Origin of the sequence: Flavobacterium sp. CG_9.1 (assembly GCF_015751645.1) — a bacterium.
Lineage (GTDB): Bacteria > Bacteroidota > Bacteroidia > Flavobacteriales > Flavobacteriaceae > Flavobacterium > Flavobacterium xanthum.
Genome location: NZ_JADOVC010000015.1, coordinates 21,527 through 45,495, shown reverse-complemented (window position 1 = coordinate 45,495; position 23,969 = coordinate 21,527). Strand labels below are relative to the sequence as shown.

The following is a 23,969-nucleotide window of genomic DNA, read 5'->3' as shown; positions in this document are numbered from 1 at the left end:
ATTTTGCATAAATATAGTAATCTTGCAACAATATAAAAGAGAATTATATAATTATATCGTTTTATATTTACGAAAGGCGCATTTTTATTGAAAAAATAATGTGGTTTTGATAATAGTGTAGCCTGTTTTAAAATATCTCTTGAATAACTTTTACGTTGTGTAGTTTTTATTTTAATCAAGGTCCTGCGAAAGAAAAATTTGGTAGTTTTTGGCTGTTTTGAAATGAACTGGTGGAGTTTACAATAAGGAGTCGGTTTTTCTCAACCTAATTATAAAGGAAAGCTATGATGGTGATTAGTAAAGAATCATTAGTTTATTTTATTGAAAGCAAAAACGAAGTGTTTTCAATCGTTCTGGTGCGATACCGTTTTTTTAACAGGCAATACCACTTATTTAAATGTTTCCTGATTTAATCGAGTCGGAGGAATGTCTTTTCGGATTTTTTATTTTTTACCTATATAATTGATAATCAATGTATTTATTATTTATTTTAAAAAAATATGGTATATTTGAATAGCCATATTTTGCTTCTTGTTTAGCAAAAGTAAGGTAGCGTAGTTCAATTTTTTAATAACATTTAAATCTAGAGAGATGAAAAAATCAAATAGTATTTGGGTAGTAATGATGGTTTGTATGCTGTGTACAGCATCCGTTTTTGGGCAATCTAAAGCAAAGAAAAATAAAATCATCGCCGATAGTAAGATGGCAAAGGTTGAGTTTGTTAAAGCAGATGCGTTAATGAAGGGTCTGTTTGAAGATGCATACGGTTATGTAATTTTTCCCAATGTGGGTAAAGCCGGATTTGGTATTGGTGGTGCAGCGGGCAACGGTGTGGTTTATGAGCGAGGAAAAATAATAGGTATGGCTAAACTTTCGCAAGTAAGCATTGGATTTCAGGCCGGTGGACAAGCCTATCGAGAGGTGATATTTTTTGAAGGGCAAAATGATTTGGAGCGATTTAAAGGTAGCCAATTCGAGTTTTCTGCCCAAGCTTCGGCGGTTGCTGTAACGGCCGGTGCTTCAACTAATGTAAAGTATGCTGATGGTGTGATGGTTTTTACCATGCAAAAAGGAGGGCTCATGTATGAAGCATCAGTTGGAGGGCAAAAGTTTCAATTTAATAAATTGTAAGGTATTTTATCAAGAGATAAAAAAGAAAATGCAGCGTTCATAAGGTATATTACAATCCAAAGGTGGTTGTCTGCTTATAATACTAGACCACTAACGGTTCTGTAAAAACGGCTGAATTTTGTCCACTATATCAGGTGTAATTAATGATTACAGTAGATTTTTAAAACAAAAAACCCGAATATTGCTATTCGGGTTTTGTGGTACCTCCAGGGATCGAACCAGGGACACATGGATTTTCAGTCCATTGCTCTACCATCTGAGCTAAGGTACCTTATTTTTGCTTTTCGAAAGCTGTAATGCTTGCTCATTGCGGGTGCAAATATAGAATGATTTTTAGTTTATCCAAAACATTTTTTAAAAAAAATCAATTCGTACCTTCGCAGCACCAAAAACCAAATTATGATTTTAGTTGTCGATGTGGGAAATACCAGAATTAAAGCAGCTGTCTTTGAGGGTGCTATCCTTTTAGAGATTTTTGTTTTTACCAAAATAGAGCTTGAGAAAAACATTGAAAATATTTTAAATAAATTTCAAAAAGTAGCTCATTTGGTTGTTTCCTCCGTAGGAGATGTCGAAAAGCAGTCGTTTTTAGCATTTGATTCGGTTCTAAATATTTGTTTTGTTTCCAATGAAGATCCTTTTCCTTTCCAAAATAAATATACTACTCCCAAAACTTTAGGAATAGACCGAATGGTTCTCGCAGCTGGAGCAGTCTTTCAATTTCCCAATCAAAACCGACTAGTTATTGATGCAGGAACTTGCATCACTTATGATTTTATTGATCACCAAAATAACTATTTGGGCGGAGCTATCACGCCAGGACTGCGATTGCGGTATGAGTCATTACACAATTACACTGCGAAATTACCTTTACTGGCATTAGAAAGTCCTAAAGAACTAATAGGAGACTCGACTTCAAATTCTATTCATTCTGGTGTGGTCAATGGATTAGTATATGAGATTGACGGTTTCATAACAGAATATAGTACACGGTATTCAAATTTTATAATAATTTTAACGGGTGGGGACACAGATTTTTTGGCTAAACGATTAAAAAATACCATATTTGCCAATTCAAATTTTCTGCTGGAAAGTTTGAACCAAACATTTCAATATAAAATCAAAAATGATTAAAAAAATTATAGTAAGCGCTTGTTTGCTTTTATCATTAGTATCTTTTGCTCAAGAGGGGACATCATCCCCATACTCTTTTTACGGAATAGGTGATGTGCGATTCAAAGGAACCTTAGAAAATCGATCTATGGGTGGGATTGCTATTGAGCAGGATAGTATTCACATGAACTTACAAAATCCAGCTAGTTTCGCAAGTTTGAAACTGACCACATTTTCTTTAGGCGGGACTCAGGCTATTACAAAATTAAAAACCGACACGGAGTCGTCAAATGCGCGTAGAACCACTTTAGACTATTTGGCCATAGGTTTACCACTAGGTAAATTTGGTATAGGTTTTGGACTGATACCTTATTCTTCCGTTGGTTATAAAATTAGAACAGCAGGATCGCTTACTGAAAACAATCAAAGTTTTAATGGAAAAGGAGGCTTGAACAAAGCATTCCTTGGTTTAGGATATAAAATAATGAAGGGTTTAATTATAGGCGCTGATGTGAATTATAATTTCGGAAAAATTGAAACTAATAATTTTGAATATATTACCGATATTGCAATAGGTACTCGAGAATTAAATACAGTAGATTTATCTGGGGTTAATTTCAATGCTGGAGTAATGTATCAAACCAAATTTTATAAAAAAATATCTTTTTTCAGTAGTTTTAATTACTCTTTAGAAAGTACTTTAAAGGCTAAAAACACTAGAAATATTGCTACAGCATTGTACAATTTAAATTTTGATTTGTCAATTGTAGATGTTTTGGACGATGTGAAAACAGAGAGAAATTTAAAAATGCCAAGTAAATATGCTGCCGCAGCAGGTTTTGGGGAAGCTAGAAAATGGTTGATTGGAGTTGGTTATACTTTTCAGGAACCGAGTTCTATAAGTAATAATTATAATTCACCTGACAATGTGACCTACGAGAAGCATTCCAAATATAGTATTGGAGGCTATTATATGCCTAATTACAACTCCTTTACAAGCTATGCCAAAAGGATTACTTATAGAGGTGGTTTTAGATTTGAGAATACAGGTTTGGTCATTAACACAGAACCGATCCAAGATATGGCAGTAACAGTTGGAGTAGGATTGCCGTTGACGGGAACATTCTCCAATGTAAATATTGGTCTTGAATTGGGAAAAAGAGGAACTACTGCTGCCAACTTAGTAGAAGAGAACTATGCGAACGTAAGTGTTGGTTTTTCACTTAACGAACAATGGTTTGTGAAAAGAAAATTCAACTAAAAGAGGAATTGCCACTACAACTTCTTCGTAAGTTAATCGTATGACTTTATTTATAAGATATACTATCAAATGGATTGTCACAGTTTTTGCTGTGACACTGTTTTTTGGGTGCGAAAGTAATTTTAAAGAGATACAAAAAATTAATTTTTCTGAATTTGTACCCAGCAGCGATGCGGATAAGGTCAATCTCAAGTATACGGATTCCGGTCGCATTACCGCAGTTCTTGTGAGCTCTAAAATGCTTGATTACGCAAGTGTTAATTTTCCTTTTACTGAATTTCCTAAAGGGATTGATGTGACACTATACGATAAAAAAGAAAAGAAAACCTTTATAAGATCAAATTATGCGATCTCTTTCAAAGGGACTAGCATAATCGATTTACAAGGAAAGGTGAAAATTTTTACAGAACAAGGTCAAATGCTGGAAACAGAGCAGCTGTATTTTGATCAAAAAAACGAATGGTTTTTTACCGAAAGAAAATTTAAATTTACCGATCCTAAAGGAGTTTCAAACGGTCAAGGGATTGATTTCAGTAAAGATTTCAAGGTCATTAATTCTCAGAAAATAACGGGCGAAGTAGAAACAAACGAATAATTTTTACATTATGAATTACTTAAAATATACACAATACGTTTATCTTGTTTTTGGAGCTTATTTCATTTATGATGGCTTTACCAAAGTAAATGATCCTGCATTGGGAAATCCGTGGTTGAGTTTTATGATCGCAGGATTAGCCATCTTTATGTTTTTCTTTAGAAGAAAATTTGCTAAAAAATTTGAAGATAGAAATAAAAATTCCTAATTGATGGAAGCTAGTATTATAATACTGTGTCTAATACTAAGTGCTTTTTTTTCAGGAATGGAGATAGCCTTTGTCTCTTCGAATAAAATATATCTTGAGATTGAAAAAAAGCAGGATAATTTTCTATCAAAAATATTGACCAAACTGACGGAGAAACCTACAAATTTTATTGTCTCCATGGGCATAGGCAATATTCTTGCTTTGGTGGTTTATGGTTTTTTAATGGGCGATGTCTTGATGCGTTGGTTTTTAGCCTTAGACTATCCTCTGTCCGAAGGATTTCTGCTGCTGCTGCAAGTGCTGGTTTCAACGATGCTTATTTTGATCACATCAGAATTTCTTCCTAAAGTTTTTTTTCAAATTTATGCCAACTCATTAATTAAATTCTTTGCATTTCCAGCTTATTTTTTTTATAAGATTTTTGGATATATTGCTGCTTTCTTTGTAGGAATTTCGGATTTCATACTAAAAAAATTCTTTAAAACACAAGGGGATAGTGTATCCTTGTTTTTTAGTAAAATTGAACTAGGAAACTACATTACAGAACAAATGCGTACGGTAGAGGATAACGAAACAGTAGATTCAGAAATACTCATGTTTCAAAATGCATTAGAGTTCTCAGGTGTTAAAGCCAGAGATGTAATGAGCCCTAGGACCGAAATTATAGCCATTGACTTATTTGATTCAATCGAAGAATTAAGGGCGTTATTTATTGAAACGGGCTATTCTAAAATTGTGGTTTATCAAAATTCTCTTGATGATATTATTGGTTATGTGCATTCCTTTGACTTGTTTAAAAAACCAAAGAGTATCAAAGAAATTGTGATTTTGGTACAGTTTGTTCCGGAGACAATTTTTATAAAGGATGCCATGAGTTTGCTAACTAAAAAGCGAAAAAGTGTCGCAGTTGTTTTGGACGAATATGGGGGAACATCAGGTATTATAACTATTGAAGATATTGTTGAAGAGCTTTTTGGCGAAATTGAAGACGAACATGACTCTGATGAAGAATTGGTAGAAAAAGAACTCGGAGAAGGTGTTTTTATATTTTCAGCTCGCTTAGATGTAGAATATTTGAATCAAACTTATAAATTACAAATTCCAGAAGGAGATTCCTACGGAACACTAGGCGGTTTTATTGTCGATTTTACAAAAGAAATTCCGCAAAAAGGGGACGTCATTCCAATAGGAATCTATCATTTTATAATAGAAGAAGCAACAAATAAGAAAATAGAATTAGTTAAAATGAGCGTTCAAGACTGATTTTTATTGTGAAAATAAAATTTCTTGCAAAATAAAACGCTACTAGTATAATTATTAATTAGATAATTGTATTTTCGCAAACTGAATATATAAATTAACAACAATAAAATGGCAGTTTTACAAAAAATTAGACAACGTTCACTTCTTCTGATACTCGTTATCGGGTTTTGTTTATTAGCATTTATCATAGGTGATATATTCAACAGTGGTGGTTTCAACAGTACATCAAAAGATGTGGGAAGCATTGACGATAAAGATATTTCATTTGAAGACTTTAGAGTTAAAGTGAGCAATGTAGAGAAAAGTGGGCAAGGGATTACTTCAACAGAAGCGGCAAACAGAGTTTGGGACCAAGAAGTTTCTATTGCTTTGTTGACTTCTGAATTTGAAAAATTAGGACTTAGAGTAGGTGAAAAGCACTTATTAGAAGTTTTAAAAGCAGATCAAAATATTGGTGGAAATCCATTGTTTATGAATGCTGCTGGTGTATTTGATGTTGCTAAATTCAAAGAATACTTCAAGTCAAATCCTGAACAAGCTCAATTTTTAAAAGATAGAGAAAAAGACGCTGAACTAAACGCTAAATATCAAATGTACAACACAATGATCAAAGCGGCCGTTTTTACAACGGAAAGTGAAGGGAAAATGAAATACGAAATGGAAGCAAACAAAGTGAACTTTGCTTATGTTGCCGGTTTATATTCGACGATTAAAGATAGTGATGTAAAAATCACCGATGCAGAGATAGTTGACTACATGAAGAAAAATGAAAAAAAATTCAAAGCAGATGAATCTCGTGAAGTAGAATATGTCTTGATTGAAGACAAAGCTTCTACAGCAGATGAGGCTGAAGTAAAAACCAAAATAAATGCGTTGTTGACAGGAAGCGTGGTGTACAACCAAGCTACTGGAAAAAATGATACTGTTGCTGGATTTAGAACTACCAAAAATGCAATCGACTTTGTGAATTCAAATTCAGATGTTCCTTACGATTCAACTTATATCGCTAAGAAAGATTTACCAGCTGTAGATGCTGATAAATTGTTCAACTTGGCTCCAGGGGCAGTTTATGGTCCTTACATGTTTGGAAAATACTATTGTATTTCTAAATCTATGGGAATGAAATCCGGTGTAAATGCAAAAGCAAGTCATATTTTAATTGGTTACGAAGGAACTCAAGTTCCAAATCAAAAAGAAAAAAGAACGAAAGAACAAGCTAAAGCTAAAGCAGAAGATATTTTAGCGCAGGTTACAGCTAATCCAGATAGTTTCATGATGTTGGCTTTCACAGCTTCTGATGATTCATCTGCACAGCAAGGTGGTGATTTAGGCTACTTTGGTCCAAACCAAATGGTGAAGCCGTTTAATGATTTTGTTTTCAGTAATGGAATTGGGAAAGTAGGTTTAGTAGAAACTGATTTTGGTTTTCATATTATTAAAGTAACAGACAAACAAGACGGAATTCGTTTGGCTACTGTAGCTCAAAAAATTGAAGCATCTGAAGCTACTTCTGATAAAATGTTTACTCAAGCAACTAAATTTGAAATGGATGCAGCGGATAAAGATTTTAATAAAGCAGCAAAAGAAATGGGTCTTAAAGTTACTCCAGCTGTCTCTGTAAAAGGGATGGATGAAAACTTTGGAACATTAGGAAATCAAAGAACTATTGTAAGATGGGCTTTTGAAGACGGAGTTAAAGAAGGATCTGTAAAAAGATTTGAAGTGGCTAATGTTGGACACGTTATTGCAAAGGTAAAAAGTATTGATAAATCTGGTTTAGTTGCTGTTTCTGTAGCGAGACCTTATGTAGAACAAATACTTAAAAATAAGAAAAAAGCAGTAATGATCAAAGCAAAGATGACAGGTTCTTCGCTTGAAGCTATTGCGAAAGCAGTAGGCGGAACGGTTCAACAAGCGGCTGATGTCACCATGGAAAACACCATGTTGCCAAATGTAGGTCCTGAACCAAAAGTAGTAGGAAATGCATTTTCTTTAGCAGCCAATAAAATGTCAGCTCCTATCGAAGGGAATACAGGTGTTTACGTAGTTAAAAACATAAGTACTGTAAAAGCTCCAGCAATGAAAAACCATGCTCCTTACGTTGCTAAATTGAAAGCGCAAAGCGCTTCAGAAGTAAATAGAGTAATTCCTGCATTGAAAGGAAATGCTAAAATTGAAGACAACAGACAAGATTTTAATTACTAGTTAAAAAGTAATTAATCAAAATAAAAAATCCCGATACATGCTGAATGTATCGGGATTTTTATTTTACAGATTGATTTTGAAAAACGATCTTGAAATTTAGTGTCTAAGGAAAACGATCCAATTAGAATAAGATCATTTCATCATAACGAAGAATAGTTTCATATCCTTTTAATTTAAAATACGGTGTTGGGTTGTCCTCCGATATAACCATCACAAAATCGCCTCCCCAAGCTCCCAGACTTTTTATCACACCATTAAAATCAGGAAACAAAGATTCTTTTATCGTTGGTGTTTCCAGAATGCTGCTCATTTGTGCTTCGTGTTTTTGCATTGCCGAAGCAAAAGATTGAATTGTTGCAGCATTCAAAACTTCAGAAGTTATCACGTCATTTATAGCGATTGTTCTCGGTAGATTATTCTTTTTATTCATATTGTAAGCAGCAATTGCAGTTTTACTGCTTTGCTTTTTATTCAGATATACAAAGTATAGGTTTTGTGTGAATTCTGGATTAAAAGTGGCTTTTTCAATAATAGGTTTTCCGTTTTTTAACTGATATACAATAGGAGTGTCATTTTGTGCACACGCAATATCATAACCACTACCTCCAAAACTGTTTTTAAGTAATGTGAAAGCATCGATTTGCAACCATTGGGCAATGTTGTTTATTAAAGTCGATGACGTTCCCAAACCCCAGCTTTTCGGAAATCCAAGTTCAGTGGTGATAATGTAACCATCTGAATTTAAAATGAAATCCGGATTGAGTTTAAATGCTTCGTGTAAAATAGTAGTAAGTGTAGTTTTGACCGATTCATTTTCAGCAGCTATTCCTGTTACAATATCAGAAAATGAAAGCGTGTCTTCAAACCAAATACTTCCATCTGCATCGTAACTTTTCCAGATGATTTTTTTACGGCTTCCTTCTTCTATAATTAGATTTTGTCCCATTTTTGTGGGTAATGCAAAAGCTTTGGCGCCATCAAGAACCAGGTATTCTCCCGTGATTAAAAGTTTTCCGTTACTGTAGAATGTTTCTTTCATGTATGCTGAATTTATTTCAGTATCTTTTTTACTCCTTAAAGCCTAGGAACTCTGAGCTTATTCTAAAATTTATTTTCTTAAGCCTTCAATAAAGGAGACCACAGCGCTGTGCGATACGGTATTTTTTTTGAAATGTTTCTGAATTAAAATGCGTTCTTCATCGGTGGCTTCAAACTGGTTGATGATGTTATTCAAGTGCATTTTCATGTGTCCTTCCTGAATTCCAGTTGTAGTTAATGAACGTAAAGCGGCAAAATTTTGAGCCAAACCGGCTACGGCTACAAACTGCATTAATTCTTTGGCAGATGGTTTTTCCAGCATTTCCAATGATAATTTTACCAATGGATGCAGGGAAGTTAAACCACCAACAGTTCCTAATGCTAAAGGAATTTCCAGCCAAAAAGTAAAAACACCATTTTCTATTTTGGCGTGGGAAAGACTGGAATATTTTCCGTTTCGGGAAGCATAGGCGTGAATTCCTGCTTCGACAGCACGGAAATCATTTCCTGTTGCTAAAACTACTGCGTCTACCCCGTTCATGATTCCTTTGTTGTGTGTTACGGCACGATACGGCTCGACTTCGGCGATTTGAACGGCTTGCACAAATTTCTCGGCAAATTCCAGAGGATTCGTAATGTGTTTCTCTTCTAAGTCTGCAATTGGACAAGAAACTTCAGCTCTTACGATACAATTTGGAACATAATTGGAAAGAATACTCATTACGACTTCAATGTCTTTCTCCGTTTCCGTGAACAAGTCATAATGATGTGCTTCTTCTTTTAATGTTTTGGAAAATTGTTCCAGACACGAATTGATGAAATTGGCTCCCATGCTGTCTTTGGTTTCAAAAGTGGCATGGAGCTGAAAATAATTGGGCAATAAATCAGTTTTGTCTTTTAGAATAATGTCTAAAATTCCACCACCGCGTTTTTGCATATTTGTGGTAATCGATTCGGTTTCTGAGAAAAATTTATTTTTGTTTTGCGCAAAAAACAAGTTCAGTTTAGAAACGTCACCTTTATAAATAAAATGAACCTGACCAATTTTTTCTGTATTGATTACCGTTGCTTTAAATCCGCCTCGCGTGGACCAAAATTTAGCAGCTTTTGCGGCAGCAGCAACGACAGAACTTTCCTCAATAGCCATGGGAATGGTGCTGTATTTTCCATTAATCAGGAAATTAGGAGCAACTCCAAGTGGAATATAGAAATTGGTTATCGTGTTTTCTATGAATTCATCGTGTAATTTCTGTATTTTTTCATCAGTATTCCAATAGTTTTTCAGCAAGGCGATGGCTTCTGTGGGCGTTGAAAAATATTGATCGGCAATCCATTTAATTTTTTCTTCTTTGGATAATTTAGAAAATCCGCTAATAGCCTTGTTCATTCTCAATTGATTATGGTGTAATTAGTTGCAAAGATACGGTTTTAGCCGTTTTATTTACAATCAAATTATATTCAGCGAAAGGTTATTTTTTATAATACTTTTTACATTTAACATATAAAATGACCGATAATTGTAATTTTTTCACTAAAATTGACGGTTTTTATCTTTAAATAAATAGTATGTATTCGAAAAAAATTATAGCATTATTTTTATTCTTGTGTTTTACCGTTGTTGGTCAACAAAAAATCACAATTGATGAACTTTATAACGGTACATTTCGAGCTCAGGGAATGGATGAATTACAATCGTTGAAAAATACAAATCAGTACACGGTTTTGAATGCGGACAGGCAGTCCAGAAGCATGCAGATTGATTTGTATGATTTTGCAACATTAAAAAAAGTGTCAACATTAATAGATACAAAATCGCACAGAGAATTGTCTGGCGGGATTGACAGTTACACGTTTGACGCTTCAGAAAAAATGATTTTATTGGCTTGCATTACCAATCAAATCTTCCGCCACTCGTTTACTGCGGACTATTATTTATATGACATCACCAATAAAAAATTAAGAAAACTATTTGATTTTCAGGTTCAGGAGCCTACTTTTTCACCTGATGGAAAAAAGATTGCTTACGCCAAAGAAAATAATCTATATGTATATGATTTAGCTTCTGCTACATCAACTGCAATAACTACAGACGGACAAAAAAATGGCATTATTAACGGTATTACGGATTGGGTTTACGAAGAAGAATTTGCTTTTGTAAAAGCTTTCGATTGGAGCGCTGACAGCAAAAAAGTAGCTTACATACGTTTTGACGAAAGTCAAGTTCCAGAATTTTCGATGTCCATGTTTGGAAAAGAGTTGTATCCAATGATGCAAACCTTCAAATATCCAAAAGCAGGGGAGAAGAACGCTGTAGTTTCGTTACATATATATGATGTGAATGCAAATGCGATAAAAAATATAGATTTGGGCAACTATAATGATTTTTATATTGCCAGATTGAAATGGACTAACGAGGCAAATACATTGTCTGCACAGGTATTGAATCGCCATCAAAACAATTTAGATTTGTTATTTATCGATGGTAATTCAGGAGCTGCAAAAGTAGTTTTGAACGAAAAAGATAAAGCATATGTTGATGTAACGGATAATTTGACGTTTTTGAAAGACAACAGTTTTATTTGGACCTCTGAAAAAGACGGTTTCAATCATATCTATTTATATGATAAAACCGGAAAATTGAAAAACCAAATTACTAAAGGAAAATGGGAAGTAACTAATTATTATGGTTTAGACGAAAAGACAAATACGGTTTTCTATCAGTCTGTTGAAAATGGATCGATCAACAGAGATGTTTACAAAATAGGTCTAGACGGAAAAAACAAAGTGCGTTTATCACAATTTACAGGAACGAATGCGGCGACGTTCAGTCCGAATTTTCAATACTACATTAACACGTTTTCTAGCGCTGCTCAACCTACGACGTATACGTTGAACGATGCTAAATTTGGAAAACAAGTTCAAGTTATTGAGAACAATGAAACTTTGGCTGCAAAGCTAAAAAGCTATGATTTACCGGCAAAAGAGTTTTTTGTTTTGAAAACAGCAAAAGGGAATGAACTAAATGCTTGGATGATTAAACCGAAAAATTTTGATCCAGCAAAAAAATATCCGGTTTTCATGTACCAATATTCGGGTCCTGGTTCACAACAAGTAAATAACGAATGGAATAGTACTGATGATTACTGGTTTATGATGTTGTCACAACAAGGTTATATTGTAGCTTGTGTTGACGGACGCGGAACTGGTTTTAAAGGAGCTGATTTCAAAAAAGTGACGCAATTACAATTAGGAAAATACGAAGTGGAAGACCAAATAGAGGCTGCTAAAGTATTAGGAAATTACACATTTGTGGATAAAGCTAGAATTGGTATATTTGGCTGGTCGTATGGTGGATTTATGGCGTCTAATTGTATCATGAAAGGAAATGATGTTTTCAAAATGGCAATTGCTGTAGCTCCAGTGACGAACTGGCGTTTTTATGACAGTGTGTACACGGAACGTTACATGACAACGCCACAAGAAAATGCGAGCGGTTACGATGATAACTCACCCATAAATCATGTGGGTAAATTGAAAGGGAAATTCCTTTTGATTCACGGTTCAGGAGATGATAATGTACATGTTCAAAACTCCATGCAAATGATGGAAGCTTTGATTCAGGCCAATAAACAATTTGATTCGCAAATTTATCCAGACAATAATCATGGGATTTATGGTGGGAAAACCAGAGTCCAATTGTACACGAAAATGACTAATTTCATTAAAGAAAATTTATAACAGCGCTTTATGACAAACGACGCATTGAATCAGGAAGAATTTTTTGGACATCCAAAAGCGCTTTTTATATTGTTTTTTACAGAAATGTGGGAACGCTTCTCCTTTTACGGAATGAAAGCATTGTTGATTTTCTATCTGACACGATACCATCTTTTTTCAGATACTTCAGGAAATTTATTAATAGGTAGTTATGCCGCTTTAGTGTATGCCGTGCCAGTAATAGGTGGTTTTATTGCGGATCGGTATTTAGGTTTTAGAAAAGCGATTGTTTTTGGTGGGATTATGCTAGTTTTAGGTCATGTAGGAATGGCTTATGAAGGAAATGCTGCAACACAATCGATGACAGGTGAAATTACACGGGACGAAACCGCTTTGCAAATATTTTACTTTTCCTTATCCTTGATCATAGTAGGGGTTGGTTTTTTGAAAGCCAACATCTCTTCTTTAGTAGGAGAACTATATGAAACAGGTGATAAAAGAAGAGATTCCGGATTCACGTTGTTCTATATGGGAATCAATTTAGGGTCGTTCTTGGCTACCTTACTTTGCGTTTGGCTTGGAGAAAAATACGGTTGGAGCTATGGTTTTGGTGCAGCTGGAGTGGGAATGTTTTTTGGACTGGTAACTTTTATTTCCGGAAGAAAATTATTGATGGGCAAAGGAGAGCCAAAAGTTCCAGAAACGTTAGAGAAAAAATCATTTGGCATCAAAAATGAATGGTTAATATACTTAGTAAGCGTTTCTTCTGCACTTGTTTTTTGGCAAATGGTGCAACGTCATGAAGTCGTTTCGTATTCCTTGATGGTTGCTGGTGCTGTTTCTTTTATTTATATCGTTTATTATGCAGTTACGCAACTGGACAAGAAAGCGAGAGAGCAACTAATCGCTTTGACAATTTTGATTGTTTTTACCATAATCTTCTGGGCATTATTCGAGCAAGCTTATACTTCTTTGAATTTATTTGCTGATCGTATTTTAGATAGAACAATTTTTGGATATACGATCTCAGCGGGGCAATTTCTAAGTTTCAACGCGTTGTTTATTATTTTATTAGCCCCAGTTTTTGCTTGGTTATGGGTAAAGTTAGGGAAATACAATCCTAATACAGCGGTAAAATTTTCTATGGCATTGTTGTTGGTAGGTTTGGGGTTTGGGTCTTTGGTTTTAGGGATTAGCCTCTCGGGTTTGGGGAAAGTGGCCATGATCTGGTTGATTCTTACCTACTTTTTACATACCTGCGGAGAATTGTGCCTATCACCAGTTGGACTGTCTGCTGTTACTAAATTATCGCCAGTAAAAATCGTAGGATTCATGATGGGGGTTTGGTTTTTGGCTACAGCCAGTTCTGAATTTATTGCATCCATTTTAGCTAACATCGCGTCAGTGGATACTTCTAATGGTACAGCGCCAGATTTAAACTTAGCAAAACAGAGTTACTTAGTCCTTTTTGAATACTTATTTTATACAGGACTTGGTTTTGGTGTGGTGCTCTTGGCACTTTCGCCAGTGATCAAAAAATTAATGCACGGAGTAGATAAAGAATTAAACAATTAATAATATGAGTGAAAATACTACAGATCAATTTTTTAAAAGTACCGTTCTAGGACATCCAGCGGGATTATTCGTTTTATTCTTCACAGAGATGTGGGAGCGATTTTCATTCTACGGAATGCGTTCATTATTGATTTTATTTTTAACAGCTTCCTTTACAGATGGTGGTTGGGAATGGACTCGTGAAAATGCGTCTGCATTATTTGGATCTTATGTAGGTTTGGTTTATTTATCTACCATGTTAGGGGGGTATTTTGCCGATAAAGTAATTGGTTTTAGATGGGCTGTTGTTGTTGGAGCCACTTTAATGACTTTAGGACACGCTTCTATGGCTGTCGAAACTGAATTTTCTATTTATTTGGGATTAGTATTGTTGGTTTTTGGAAATGGTTTCTTTAAACCAAACATGACATCAATCGTTTCTGAAATGTACAAAGACCGTCCAGAAAAGAAAGATGGTGCGTACACTTTATTTTATATGGGTGTAAATGCCGGAGCGTTCTTCGGGATTTTACTTTGTGGTTATTTAGGAGAAAAAGTAGGTTGGACTTACGGATTTGGTTTAGCCGGAATCTTTATGTTCTTTGGAATGTTACAGTTTTGGTTGTCTCAAGATATCTTTGGTGACATTGGTTTGAAACCAAATAAAGAAAGCAAAGCAAAAGCGGAAGCATTGGATACAGATAAAAGAAATCCTTTTTCTCCAATACAATTAGCAGCAATAGCTTTCTCTTCTATTTTAGCTTTATTATGGCTTGTAAATGATCCCGCTTCAAAAATATCAGGAGGTAAAGTGAATATTTTTTCTTTCTTAGGTCCTAATGGAAACGCTATTGCTATTGTTTCTGCTTTAGTCGTATTTATTATATTGTTGATTTACAGATTTACTCAATATTCTAAAATCACCAAAGAAAAATTAATTGCGGTTACATTTTTCGCATTTCTGACAATTTTCTTTTGGGCAATTTTTGAACAATCACCAAACAGTTTAACCATTTTTGCCAGTGATTATACGGATCGTGTTTTAACAGGTAATTGGAGTGTGGTGTTTTTAGTGATGAATTCATTAATCACTATTTTGCCTTTGGTAATTATTACTTGGGTATTAATTTTATTATTCAAACAGACCTTTAAATTCTATGCCCTTGCAAATATTATTCTAAGTGTAAGTTTTATCATTATTTGGGCAATAGCAATCTGGATGTTGACAAAAGATTATTATACAGCAGGTTATTTATCATTATCAGATTCAACTTTGCAAGCATTGAAAATTGATAAAGTTACCACGGCCTTAACGGAAGTTCCAGCCACTTGGTTTTCTACCCTAAACTCTTTGTTTATTATTTCGTTAGCACCGTTATTCTCTAAATGGTGGGAAAGTAAATACAATCCTTCTGCGAATTTGAAATACGGAATCGGAATGGGATTATTAGCCCTTGGAATGGCTTGTGTAGCTTTTGGCGCAAGCGGAATCGAAGCAGGTGCAAAAACAGCTTCGGTAAGTATGATTTGGTTGATTCTGGTGTATCTTTTCCATACTATGGCTGAATTGTGTATTTCTCCGGTTGGATTGTCTTATGTGAGTAAGCTAGTTCCGGCTCGTATGATTGCATTTATGTTTGGTGTTTGGTATTTAGCGGTAGCAATCGGGATGAAAGGTGCCGGTATGTTTGGAGAAAATATTGATAAAATTGCCAATGAACACGGATTGAGTTACTTCTTTTGGATGTTGACTATCATCTCTATTGTAGTTGCTTTATTCTCTGTAGCGATGACTCCAGTTATTAAAAAACTGATGCACGGTGTTCGTTAAATTAGGCATCATTTTTGAATTCGAATGATTAAAGTTATAAATATGAAGAAAATTATAGTTGCTTTGTTATTGTTTGCTGGCTCATTTGCCGCTGAAGCACAAGAATTAGTTTGGGAAACCAATGTCACTAAGGCAATGGCGATTTCTACTGAAACCAAGAAACCACTACTGCTATTTTTTACGGGAAGTGATTGGTGCGGCTGGTGTATTCGTTTGCAAAAAGAGGTTTTGAAAACTCCTGAATTTGCGGCTTGGGCCAAGGAAAATGTGGTTTTAATCGAACTGGATTATCCAAGGAAAGTGCCACAGACAGAAGATATTAAAAAACAGAATACTGAGTTGCAAATGGCTTTTGGAATTCAAGGATTTCCGACCATTATATTGGCAAATGCTACCACAAAAGAGGGTAAAGTCAATTTTGAAGGCATTGGAAGTACAGGCTATGTTGCCGGTGGACCTACAGCTTGGTTGGCTGTAGCAAATGGTTTTCTGAAGAAATAAAATTCTTAATTCAATTTATAAAATCCCTTTTCACCAGTTGCGTGAAAAGGGATTTTCTGTTTTTCACAACTGGCTTTCCATAGTTTTTGTATGTTTTTAAAGTTGGATGCATCAGCTACCACTAATTTGGGTTTCATTTCTTGAAGCATGCGGTCTGCGTTTATTTTTACGGATTCTGTCAATACGATAATATCGGGCTTGATGTTTTTGGGATAAATTCCGGAGCTATCTAACACAAAAATCTTTTTTCCATTAAAGAAAATGAAATTTTGAAGTCGTTTTTTCTGTTTCAAAGTGCTAAAGTTTCCAATACGATAGGATTTTAAAAGACTGTTTTTTTGTGCCGTTTTCAAAATGCTGTCGTTGGCATAAACCAAAATGTTTTCGCCTTTTCTTTCTGTAATTAAGGTGCTTTTTTTGCTGTTGAAAACCACTAATTCTTGTTCTGTTTGAATTTTCCACTGTATTTTAAAATAGGAAAATTGTAAAATGAGAATGGAAATCAAAACCAAAGCCAGTTTATTAAAACTCGGTTTTTTGAACCAAAGGATTACCGTAAACAATAATAAATAACCACTTAGCAACAGATAAAAATGAAGTGGAATATCCTTAATAATGAACTGTTCCAAAGAAGCAATTGCATTGATGATTTTGTTTAAATAACAAATACTCCATTCCAACAGTTGGGATAAGAATACGGGAATCATGTTGCACGCTGCCAAAAGCATTACTAAAACTCCTAAAATCATGATGATGCTCAGTAGTGGAATAATAATCAGATTGGTCACAAAAAACAAACCGGGAAACTGATGAAAATAATAAATGCTGAGTGGTAAAGTACCAATTTGGGCGGCAAAGGATACTGTGAGAATATCCCAAATATATTTTGAAACCTTGTATTTTGGTTTCCAAATAGAGGATAAAAACGGTTGTAGCCAAATGATGAAAAACAATGCGATGTAGCTTAATTGAAAACCAACATCAAATAAGAACGAAGGTTCGACTAGTAGAATTAACAGTACTGAAACTAATAAGGTGTGGTAAATATTGACACTTCTGCGAAGATGATTTCCAATGGCGACAAAGGAAAACATCGTTACAGAGCGCACTACCGAAGGGGCTAATCCGGCAATTATCCCGAACATGGATAACGATAGGAGAATAATGATTAACTTAATAAATGAACCCCGCTTGCTATTGGGAATTGGTTTTAGAATATAGGTTACAAAAAGCAATATAAAGCCAATGTGTAATCCGGAAACGGATAAAATATGAACCGCTCCTGCAAATTGATAATCCCGAATAATGTCTGGTGAAATATCTTGTTGTTGTCCCATTATTAAGGCAATGGCAACGTTTAGTTCTGTTTTGTTGAAGTTATTTTTTTCTAAATTTCGAATAATCCGTGTTCTCAATTTAGAAGAATAATACCAGATATTTTTCTCTACTTCTGTTCCAATTTTTATTTCGTCAACATCAGCATATAGTTGCGCATAGATTTGTTTGATTTCAAGGTATTTGCTGTAGTCAAATTGGTTCGGATTATTGGGAGGTTTGTTTTTTGTTAAGGTCCCTTTGATCAACAAAGAATTCCCAACTTCAAGAACGTGATGCAAACTGTCGTTTTGGATGTTCAATATGATTCTGCCGGTTTGTTCTTTCTGACCAATATGATTGATAATAGCAAGGTGCCGATCGCTAAAAGCAGAACTTTTCATTTTTTCTCGAATCGTTAAAGAAATGAATTGCGGTTTTTCAAAAACTGCCGTGTTGTGAATATAATTGCTACTTTGGAAATAATCAGTATGTGCTATTTGGGTTGAAATTCCGATGATAAAAGACAAAAAATAAGTCCCAATTCCAAAATAGAGCGTTAACTGGTTTCTGTTTTTTGACAAAAAATAAAGCACACCAAAAATACTGGACGATGTGACAAGCGCAATAAAAACTGCCGATGTGGAAGGTTGCAGGTAAAAAGCAAAAAGTAAACCTAATATAAACCCGATCGTAATTCTTGCCAGTGGGAATTGTAGTACTTTCATAACTCTAAAGTACACATTTTTAGTAAGAAACGGATTTATTTGTTTTTAGATTTTTATTATTCTAAAAGCTAAATTTTCGCCCAAAAGAGTACTAGTTAAAGTACTCTGTTAATCTGAACAAAGGTTTTTTGGTAATACGGTTCTTTGGTCGAGGAAATGATTACTCCTTTTGAGGTCGAGGAATGAATGAATTTTATTTCTTCACTGGTGGCTTCAATTACAATTCCAACGTGATTTATTGCTTTGTTTTTATTGGTTTTAAAGAATATCAAATCGCCTTTTTGAGCTTGATCTTTTTTAGAGTTTAAAACAACTCCTATTTTCGATTGTTGAAACGAGTTGCGCGGTAGACTAATATTTTCTGAATTAAAGACGGTATAAACTAATCCGGAACAATCATAACCAGCTCTAGTTGTTCCTGCATATTTGTATTTTACACCCAAGTTATCGGCAGCTGTGTCAATTAATTTTTCTGCTAATTGGTTTGTTTTTCTCTTTTCAGATCGAGATAATTTCTCTATTGGCTCTCCCTTTTTCGAAGTTACTATTGGCGATGTCGATTTACAAGCCGTAAAAAAAATGATAATGAAGAGTAGGAATACAATATGTTTCAAAAGAGTTTTTTTAAGTTGATATTAAGATCAGAAAAAAAATTGGAGCTTAATATAAATCATTTACAATCAATGCAGCTGTTTTTTCACTGGCTCCAATTCCGCCTAATTGCTCTTCTAATAACGCATATTTTTCTAAAAGCGTATTGCGATGGTCCGTTTTTAATATTTTTTCGAGTTCTTTCCGAATGCGTTTTGTAGTGCATTCATCTTGAATTAACTCAGTTACCACTTCTTCATCCATGATCAAATTCACTAATGAGATGTATTTCAACGTGATGATTCGTTTCGCGATTTGGTAGGAAGTCCAACTGCCTTTATAACAAACAACTTCAGGAACTTTAAATAATGCCGTTTCCAGTGTTGCGGTTCCGGATGTGACTAACGCCGCAGTTGCATTTCGCAATAAATCATAGGTTTTGTTTGAGATGAATTTTATGTTTTCTTGCGTGATAAAATCTTTATAAAAAGAAAATTCCTGACTTGGCGCACCCGCAATTACAAATTGATATTCGGGAAAATCTTTAACAACGCTTAGCATTACACTTAGCATTTTAGTGATTTCCTGCTTTCGGCTGCCGGGTAAAATAGCAATAATTGGTTTATCGTTTAATTGGTTTTCTTTTCTGAAAAGAACGGAATCAACTGCTGGTTGGTTGTGAATAGCATCAATCAGTGGATGACCAACAAATTGCACTGGGAAATGATGTTTGTCCTCGTAAAACTTTTTTTCGAAAGGCAAAATCACATACATTTTATCAATATCGCGCTTAATATCTGTAATTCTACTTTCTTTCCAAGCCCAAATTTGGGGAGAAATATAGTAATGAGTTTTCATTCCCAATGCTTTCGCCCATTTGGCAATTCGCAAATTAAAACCAGGATAATCAATGAATATAAGAACGTCAGGTTGAAATTCAAAAATGTCTTTTTTACAGATTTTAATGTTATTGAGAATCGTTTTTAAATTAAAAATCACTTCAATAAATCCCATGAACGCTAATTCACGATAGTGTTTCACTAAAGTTCCGCCAACATTTTTCATTAAATCACCGCCCCAAAACCGAATGTCAGCAGTTGGATCTTTTTTGTACAGCTCTTTCATCAAATTTGAACCGTGCAAATCACCTGAAGCTTCTCCCGCAATTATATAATATTTCATGTTTTTCGATTTGGAATTTTTAAAATCAAACGGATAAAATCATTTTTGTTGGAATCATTTTATACAGTTGCAAAGATAAACTTAAATAAATAAAGTGAGTATAGCCAAGGCAATGACTGCCAAAACTACCCCGCGAGCCATTATTTCTTTATTTATTTTGAGTAAAATTCCAAATGCTACAAGCGTCAAGATCGATCCCAATGTGATTAGCTTCCCTAAATTACCTTGAGATTTCATGATTTGAATTCCGGCGACAAATGTGAACTCCGTAAAAAAGGTTATAAAGAGATACGAGCCAAGTAGTGTTGTTGCAATCCCGATTAAAAATCCGAGCAATACGTCTTTTTTATTCATTCCATTTCCAGGCGTTAAGTTGCTGAATAGCGTGATGCGCAGTCAAATCAAATTGCACTGGAACTACAGATACAAAACCGTTTTCTAAAGCCCATTCATCTGTATCTTCTCCTTTGTCTTGGTTTACAAATTCGCCTGCAAGCCAGTAATAGTCTCTTCCTTGCGGTGTTTTTCTTTTGTCAAATTTCTCTACCCAGATTGCTTTCGCTTGACGACAAATCCGAATCCCTTTGATGTCTTCTTCTTTTAATTTTGGAAAATTCACATTCAAAACTACGCCTTCTGGAAGTCCGTTTTCAAGAACTTCTACTGATATTTTGCGTATAAAAGATTTTATGGTGTCGAAATCCGCATTCCAATCGTAATCCAATAACGAGAAGCCAATAGCGGGAATTCCTTCTATTCCTGCTTCAACGGCGGCGCTCATTGTTCCAGAATAAATCACGTTTATGGAAGAATTTGAACCATGATTTACACCCGAAACACATAAATCGGGTTTTCGTTTTAAAATTTCGTTAACAGCCAGTTTTACACAATCTACAGGGGTTCCGGAGCAACTATATTCTAAGAAAGGATCGTTGTCTTTAGATAATTTATTCAAATATAATGTGCTGTTGATTGTAATGGCGTGACCCATGGCGCTTTGTGGTGTGTCTGGCGCAACCACAACGATTTCTCCTAATTCAGCCATAACCGATATTAAAGCTCTAAGTCCTGGCGCAGATACACCATCGTCATTCGTTATTAAAATTAAAGGTCTAGATTTTTTCATTAGTATTTTGGCAAAAAAAGATTGATTTTTATGATATTGATGGCAAATGTAATGACACAGAATGGGATTAAGTAAACAAAAGATAAAAATTTGTTATCTTGAATCATTTAGCTTAATAAAAAAAAACTATTTTATATCTTTAACAAAAAATTAGGGGAGCTCTGCTACTGTTGGCATAGTTTTTACCTTACATTAGAATAAAAATTCATGAATACTATTCTTAACTTTATGAAAAGAAATTATAAAATTATTCTAGTTGTCGTATTTATTTCGGTGACTTTGTTTGCTTTTAAAATGAATGCGCCAAAAGCAAATGATCCAGAAAAAGATAAACTCCTTTTGGAATTATTAACTTTTGTTATTGAAAAAGGACATTTTAGCCCAGCAGCGATTGATGATACTTTTTCGAAAGGCATTTACAAGGATTATATCGAAGCTTTAGATCCATCCAAAAGATTTTTTCTGCAAGCTGATATTGATGAATTTTCTAAATTCGAGTTGCAGCTGGACGATCAGTTATTGAACAAAGATTTGAGTTTCTTCAATCTTACCTATGATCGTTTAATGAAAAGAATGAAGGAAAGTACGACGATTTATAAAGACGTTTTAAGTAAACCTTTTGACTACAATATTGATGAAAGTTTCAATATTGATTATGAGAAAGCGCCTTATCCTAAAAACACTACAGAACTCAATGATAAATGGAGAAAGCAAATCAAATTGTCTACACTTTCCTCTCTGATTGATAAACAAAAATTAGAGGAAGACAAGAAGAAAAACGACTCAAAATACAGTGTAAAATCCTTTGATGTTTTAGAGAAAGAAACCAGAGAAAGTTCAGCTAAATCGCTTGATGAGTATTTTGGTTTTATAAAAGATTTGGATAGAAATGATTGGTTTTCAGTTTATATTAATTCAATTACAGCACGTTTTGACCCGCATACTAACTACTTTGCGGCAGAGGAGAAAGAGCGTTTTGATGTAAGTATAAGCGGAAAATTAGAAGGAATAGGGGCTCGTCTTCAAAAGAAAAATGATTTAACTGAGATTTCAGAGCTAATCTCTGGCGGTCCAGCTTGGAGAGGAAAGCAATTGGAAGCGGGTGATTTAATCATGAAAGTGGCCCAAGGAAATGGCGAAAATGTAGATGTTGTTGGGATGCGTCTAGATGATGTGGTGAAGAAAATAAAAGGACCAAAAGGTTCAGAAGTGCGTCTTACTGTTAAAAAAGTAGATGGAACCATCAAAATTATTTCAATAGTCAGAGACATTGTTGAAATTGAAGAAACGTATGCAAAGTCAAGTATCGTAAATAAAAACGGATTGAAATATGGTGTAATCTATTTACCTAAATTTTACATTGATTTTGAAAACACAGATGGAAGAGATGCCGGAAAAGATATCGCTATTGAAGTCGATCGATTAAAAAAAGCAGGTGTAAACGGAATCGTATTGGATGTACGTGATGATGGTGGTGGATCTTTGTCCACTGTTGTTGATATTGCAGGATTGTTTATTGAGCAAGGACCAATTGTTCAGATCAAATCTGCTGGTAGAAAAAAAGAGGTTTTGTACGATAGAGACAAAAAAATAGAATGGGACGGCCCATTAGTGATCATGGTGAATAGTTTCTCTGCTTCTGCATCTGAGATTTTGGCAGCAGCCATTCAAGATTATAAAAGAGGAATTATTATTGGAAGCAAACAAACCTACGGAAAAGGGACGGTTCAAAATGTGATTGATCTAAACCAATTTGTTCGTAGTAGTTCTGTTGGAGATTTAGGTGCTATCAAAACGACCACTCAAAAATTCTATAGAATAAATGGTGGTTCAACTCAATTAGAAGGTGTACGCAGTGATGTTGTTATGCCGGATCGATACGCTTATCTAAAGATGGGTGAACGTGATGTCGATAATGCAATGCCTTGGGATAAAATTGATCAAGCAGAATATTCTGTTTGGGATAAAAATGCAAACTTTAATAAGGCGATTGCGAATAGTAAAAGTAGAATTAGTGCCAATTCACAATTTCAATTGATTGAGGAAAATGCGAAATGGATTGACAGTAGAAGCGAAGAGAATGTCTACAGTCTGAACATTGATAAGTTTAAAATTGCTCAATCTGAAATTGAAGAGAAAGCAAAAAAATACAAACCAATTGTAGATTATAAAAATGCGCTGACATTTACATCGCTACCATATGAAACGGATGCTATGAATAAAGATGTTACGTTAAAAGAGAAAAGAGAAAGATGGCATGAAGCCTTATCAAAAGATATTTATGTAGAAGAAGCGCTTAACGTTTTAGATGATTTGCAAACAAAATCAGTATCTAAAAACAGTTTACCTGTAAAATTAAAAAAAGATAAATTAGCAAAGTCGTAGTATTTCCCTTTTTTTAGTAACGATACAATTTGCAAATGCCCTAGAAATTCGATTGAATTTCTAGGGCATTTTTATTTTAGTAGTGTGGGGTTCGTGCTTTTTTGGATGCTGATATTAGTTGAATAGTGTCTCTTTAGACCTGAATTTAAAGATTGTAATTATATTCAAATCGAGTTTTTTTAGAAATATAGCGGGCTCAATTTGATCTATATTAAGACAGTAACTT

The 23,969-nt window shown here is 34.5% G+C and carries 19 protein-coding genes and 1 tRNA gene; 12 read left to right on the top strand and 8 right to left on the bottom strand.

What is annotated here, in order from left to right:
• The first annotated feature begins 591 nt into the window (after positions 1-591).
• Positions 592-1,131, top strand: coding sequence for a YSC84-related protein (locus tag IWX83_RS09675; protein ID WP_196829318.1), 540 nt, complete (start codon positions 592-594; stop codon positions 1,129-1,131).
• 198 nt (positions 1,132-1,329) lie between these two features.
• On the opposite strand, the gene IWX83_RS09670 is transcribed toward IWX83_RS09675, so the two are convergent.
• Positions 1,330-1,402, bottom strand: a tRNA-Phe gene (locus IWX83_RS09670).
• A gap of 128 nt (positions 1,403-1,530) precedes the next feature.
• Here IWX83_RS09670 and IWX83_RS09665 point away from each other — a divergent pair.
• From IWX83_RS09665 to IWX83_RS09640, 6 genes are all read left to right on the top strand, one after another.
• Positions 1,531-2,265 carry a type III pantothenate kinase gene (locus IWX83_RS09665; protein WP_196829316.1) on the top strand — a complete coding sequence of 245 codons (735 nt, stop codon included), beginning with the start codon at positions 1,531-1,533 and terminating at the stop codon, positions 2,263-2,265.
• Positions 2,258-3,505: a hypothetical protein gene (locus IWX83_RS09660; protein ID WP_196829314.1), complete on the top strand. Its 1,248-nt coding sequence runs from the start codon at positions 2,258-2,260 to the stop codon at positions 3,503-3,505. Before IWX83_RS09665 ends, IWX83_RS09660 begins: the two co-directional genes overlap by 8 nt.
• Before the next feature lie 40 nt (positions 3,506-3,545).
• Positions 3,546-4,100 (top strand): LPS export ABC transporter periplasmic protein LptC, encoded by a 555-nt coding sequence (gene lptC / locus IWX83_RS09655; RefSeq protein WP_196829312.1) that lies wholly within the window; start codon positions 3,546-3,548, stop codon positions 4,098-4,100.
• A gap of 10 nt (positions 4,101-4,110) precedes the next feature.
• On the top strand, positions 4,111-4,308 hold the full coding sequence (locus IWX83_RS09650) for a hypothetical protein (protein WP_196829310.1): 198 nt from the start codon (positions 4,111-4,113) through the stop codon (positions 4,306-4,308).
• Positions 4,309-4,311: 3 nt separating this feature from the next.
• A complete protein-coding gene (locus IWX83_RS09645; RefSeq protein WP_196829308.1) occupies positions 4,312-5,571 on the top strand; it encodes a hemolysin family protein in 1,260 nt (419 codons plus the stop codon).
• A 108-nt stretch (positions 5,572-5,679) separates the two neighbouring features.
• On the top strand, positions 5,680-7,776 hold the full coding sequence (locus tag IWX83_RS09640; RefSeq protein WP_196829306.1) for a peptidylprolyl isomerase: 2,097 nt from the start codon (positions 5,680-5,682) through the stop codon (positions 7,774-7,776).
• Between the two features lie 121 nt (positions 7,777-7,897).
• Here the strand turns inward: IWX83_RS09640 and IWX83_RS09635 are convergent, their stop codons facing one another.
• Both IWX83_RS09635 and IWX83_RS09630 read right to left on the bottom strand, forming a co-directional pair.
• Entirely contained in the window at positions 7,898-8,815 is a 918-nt protein-coding gene (locus IWX83_RS09635; protein ID WP_196829304.1) for a GYDIA family GHMP kinase, read from the bottom strand.
• A 69-nt stretch (positions 8,816-8,884) separates the two neighbouring features.
• Positions 8,885-10,201, bottom strand: coding sequence for a hydroxymethylglutaryl-CoA reductase, degradative (locus tag IWX83_RS09630; RefSeq protein WP_196829302.1), 1,317 nt, complete (start codon positions 10,199-10,201; stop codon positions 8,885-8,887).
• A gap of 179 nt (positions 10,202-10,380) precedes the next feature.
• Between IWX83_RS09630 and IWX83_RS09625 the strand changes: the two genes are divergently transcribed.
• From IWX83_RS09625 to IWX83_RS09610, 4 genes are read left to right on the top strand one after another with little or no spacing between them, the layout of a single operon-like run.
• Positions 10,381-12,552 carry a S9 family peptidase gene (locus tag IWX83_RS09625; RefSeq protein WP_196829300.1) on the top strand — a complete coding sequence of 724 codons (2,172 nt, stop codon included), beginning with the start codon at positions 10,381-10,383 and terminating at the stop codon, positions 12,550-12,552.
• 9 nt (positions 12,553-12,561) lie between these two features.
• A complete protein-coding gene (locus IWX83_RS09620; RefSeq protein ID WP_196829298.1) occupies positions 12,562-14,106 on the top strand; it encodes a peptide MFS transporter in 1,545 nt (514 codons plus the stop codon).
• A gap of 4 nt (positions 14,107-14,110) precedes the next feature.
• Entirely contained in the window at positions 14,111-15,916 is a 1,806-nt protein-coding gene (locus IWX83_RS09615; protein WP_073352771.1) for a peptide MFS transporter, read from the top strand.
• A gap of 42 nt (positions 15,917-15,958) precedes the next feature.
• On the top strand, positions 15,959-16,417 hold the full coding sequence (locus IWX83_RS09610; RefSeq protein ID WP_196829296.1) for a thioredoxin family protein: 459 nt from the start codon (positions 15,959-15,961) through the stop codon (positions 16,415-16,417).
• A gap of 5 nt (positions 16,418-16,422) precedes the next feature.
• On the opposite strand, the gene IWX83_RS09605 is transcribed toward IWX83_RS09610, so the two are convergent.
• The 5 genes from IWX83_RS09605 to surE form a co-directional block, all read right to left on the bottom strand.
• Complete coding sequence (locus IWX83_RS09605) at positions 16,423-18,459, bottom strand: ComEC/Rec2 family competence protein (protein WP_196829294.1); 2,037 nt, start codon at positions 18,457-18,459, stop codon at positions 16,423-16,425.
• A gap of 95 nt (positions 18,460-18,554) precedes the next feature.
• A complete protein-coding gene (locus IWX83_RS09600; RefSeq protein ID WP_196829292.1) occupies positions 18,555-19,073 on the bottom strand; it encodes a C40 family peptidase in 519 nt (172 codons plus the stop codon).
• 46 nt (positions 19,074-19,119) lie between these two features.
• The gene (gene lpxB, locus IWX83_RS09595) at positions 19,120-20,232 is read right to left on the bottom strand and encodes a lipid-A-disaccharide synthase (protein WP_196829290.1); all 1,113 of its coding nucleotides are present in this window, start codon (positions 20,230-20,232) and stop codon (positions 19,120-19,122) included.
• A gap of 81 nt (positions 20,233-20,313) precedes the next feature.
• Positions 20,314-20,586: a hypothetical protein gene (locus tag IWX83_RS09590; protein ID WP_196829288.1), complete on the bottom strand. Its 273-nt coding sequence runs from the start codon at positions 20,584-20,586 to the stop codon at positions 20,314-20,316.
• Positions 20,579-21,358 (bottom strand): 5'/3'-nucleotidase SurE, encoded by a 780-nt coding sequence (gene surE, locus IWX83_RS09585; RefSeq protein ID WP_196829287.1) that lies wholly within the window; start codon positions 21,356-21,358, stop codon positions 20,579-20,581. Before surE ends, IWX83_RS09590 begins: the two co-directional genes overlap by 8 nt.
• 207 nt (positions 21,359-21,565) lie before the next feature.
• On the opposite strand from surE, the gene IWX83_RS09580 reads away from it, so the two are divergent.
• Positions 21,566-23,743 (top strand): carboxy terminal-processing peptidase, encoded by a 2,178-nt coding sequence (locus IWX83_RS09580; protein WP_196829286.1) that lies wholly within the window; start codon positions 21,566-21,568, stop codon positions 23,741-23,743.
• Positions 23,744-23,969: the final 226 nt, after the last annotated feature.

Excerpts from the sequence above, each read along its gene's own strand:
- IWX83_RS09640 (WP_196829306.1), top strand. The coding sequence starts at position 5,680 with ATGGCAGTTTTACAAAAAATTAGACAACGTTCACTTCTTCTGATACTC.
- IWX83_RS09605 (WP_196829294.1), bottom strand. The coding sequence starts at position 18,459 with ATGAAAGTACTACAATTCCCACTGGCAAGAATTACGATCGGGTTTATA.
- surE (WP_196829287.1), bottom strand. The coding sequence starts at position 21,358 with ATGAAAAAATCTAGACCTTTAATTTTAATAACGAATGACGATGGTGTA.
- lptC (WP_196829312.1), top strand. The coding sequence starts at position 3,546 with ATGACTTTATTTATAAGATATACTATCAAATGGATTGTCACAGTTTTT.
- IWX83_RS09630 (WP_196829302.1), bottom strand. The coding sequence starts at position 10,201 with ATGAACAAGGCTATTAGCGGATTTTCTAAATTATCCAAAGAAGAAAAA.
- IWX83_RS09625 (WP_196829300.1), top strand. The coding sequence starts at position 10,381 with ATGTATTCGAAAAAAATTATAGCATTATTTTTATTCTTGTGTTTTACC.
- IWX83_RS09660 (WP_196829314.1), top strand. The coding sequence starts at position 2,258 with ATGATTAAAAAAATTATAGTAAGCGCTTGTTTGCTTTTATCATTAGTA.
- IWX83_RS09610 (WP_196829296.1), top strand. The coding sequence starts at position 15,959 with ATGAAGAAAATTATAGTTGCTTTGTTATTGTTTGCTGGCTCATTTGCC.
- IWX83_RS09665 (WP_196829316.1), top strand. The coding sequence starts at position 1,531 with ATGATTTTAGTTGTCGATGTGGGAAATACCAGAATTAAAGCAGCTGTC.
- IWX83_RS09590 (WP_196829288.1), bottom strand. The coding sequence starts at position 20,586 with ATGAATAAAAAAGACGTATTGCTCGGATTTTTAATCGGGATTGCAACA.
- IWX83_RS09635 (WP_196829304.1), bottom strand. The coding sequence starts at position 8,815 with ATGAAAGAAACATTCTACAGTAACGGAAAACTTTTAATCACGGGAGAA.
- IWX83_RS09645 (WP_196829308.1), top strand. The coding sequence starts at position 4,312 with ATGGAAGCTAGTATTATAATACTGTGTCTAATACTAAGTGCTTTTTTT.
- IWX83_RS09675 (WP_196829318.1), top strand. The coding sequence starts at position 592 with ATGAAAAAATCAAATAGTATTTGGGTAGTAATGATGGTTTGTATGCTG.
- IWX83_RS09620 (WP_196829298.1), top strand. The coding sequence starts at position 12,562 with ATGACAAACGACGCATTGAATCAGGAAGAATTTTTTGGACATCCAAAA.
- IWX83_RS09650 (WP_196829310.1), top strand. The coding sequence starts at position 4,111 with ATGAATTACTTAAAATATACACAATACGTTTATCTTGTTTTTGGAGCT.
- IWX83_RS09580 (WP_196829286.1), top strand. The coding sequence starts at position 21,566 with ATGAATACTATTCTTAACTTTATGAAAAGAAATTATAAAATTATTCTA.
- lpxB (WP_196829290.1), bottom strand. The coding sequence starts at position 20,232 with ATGAAATATTATATAATTGCGGGAGAAGCTTCAGGTGATTTGCACGGT.
- IWX83_RS09615 (WP_073352771.1), top strand. The coding sequence starts at position 14,111 with ATGAGTGAAAATACTACAGATCAATTTTTTAAAAGTACCGTTCTAGGA.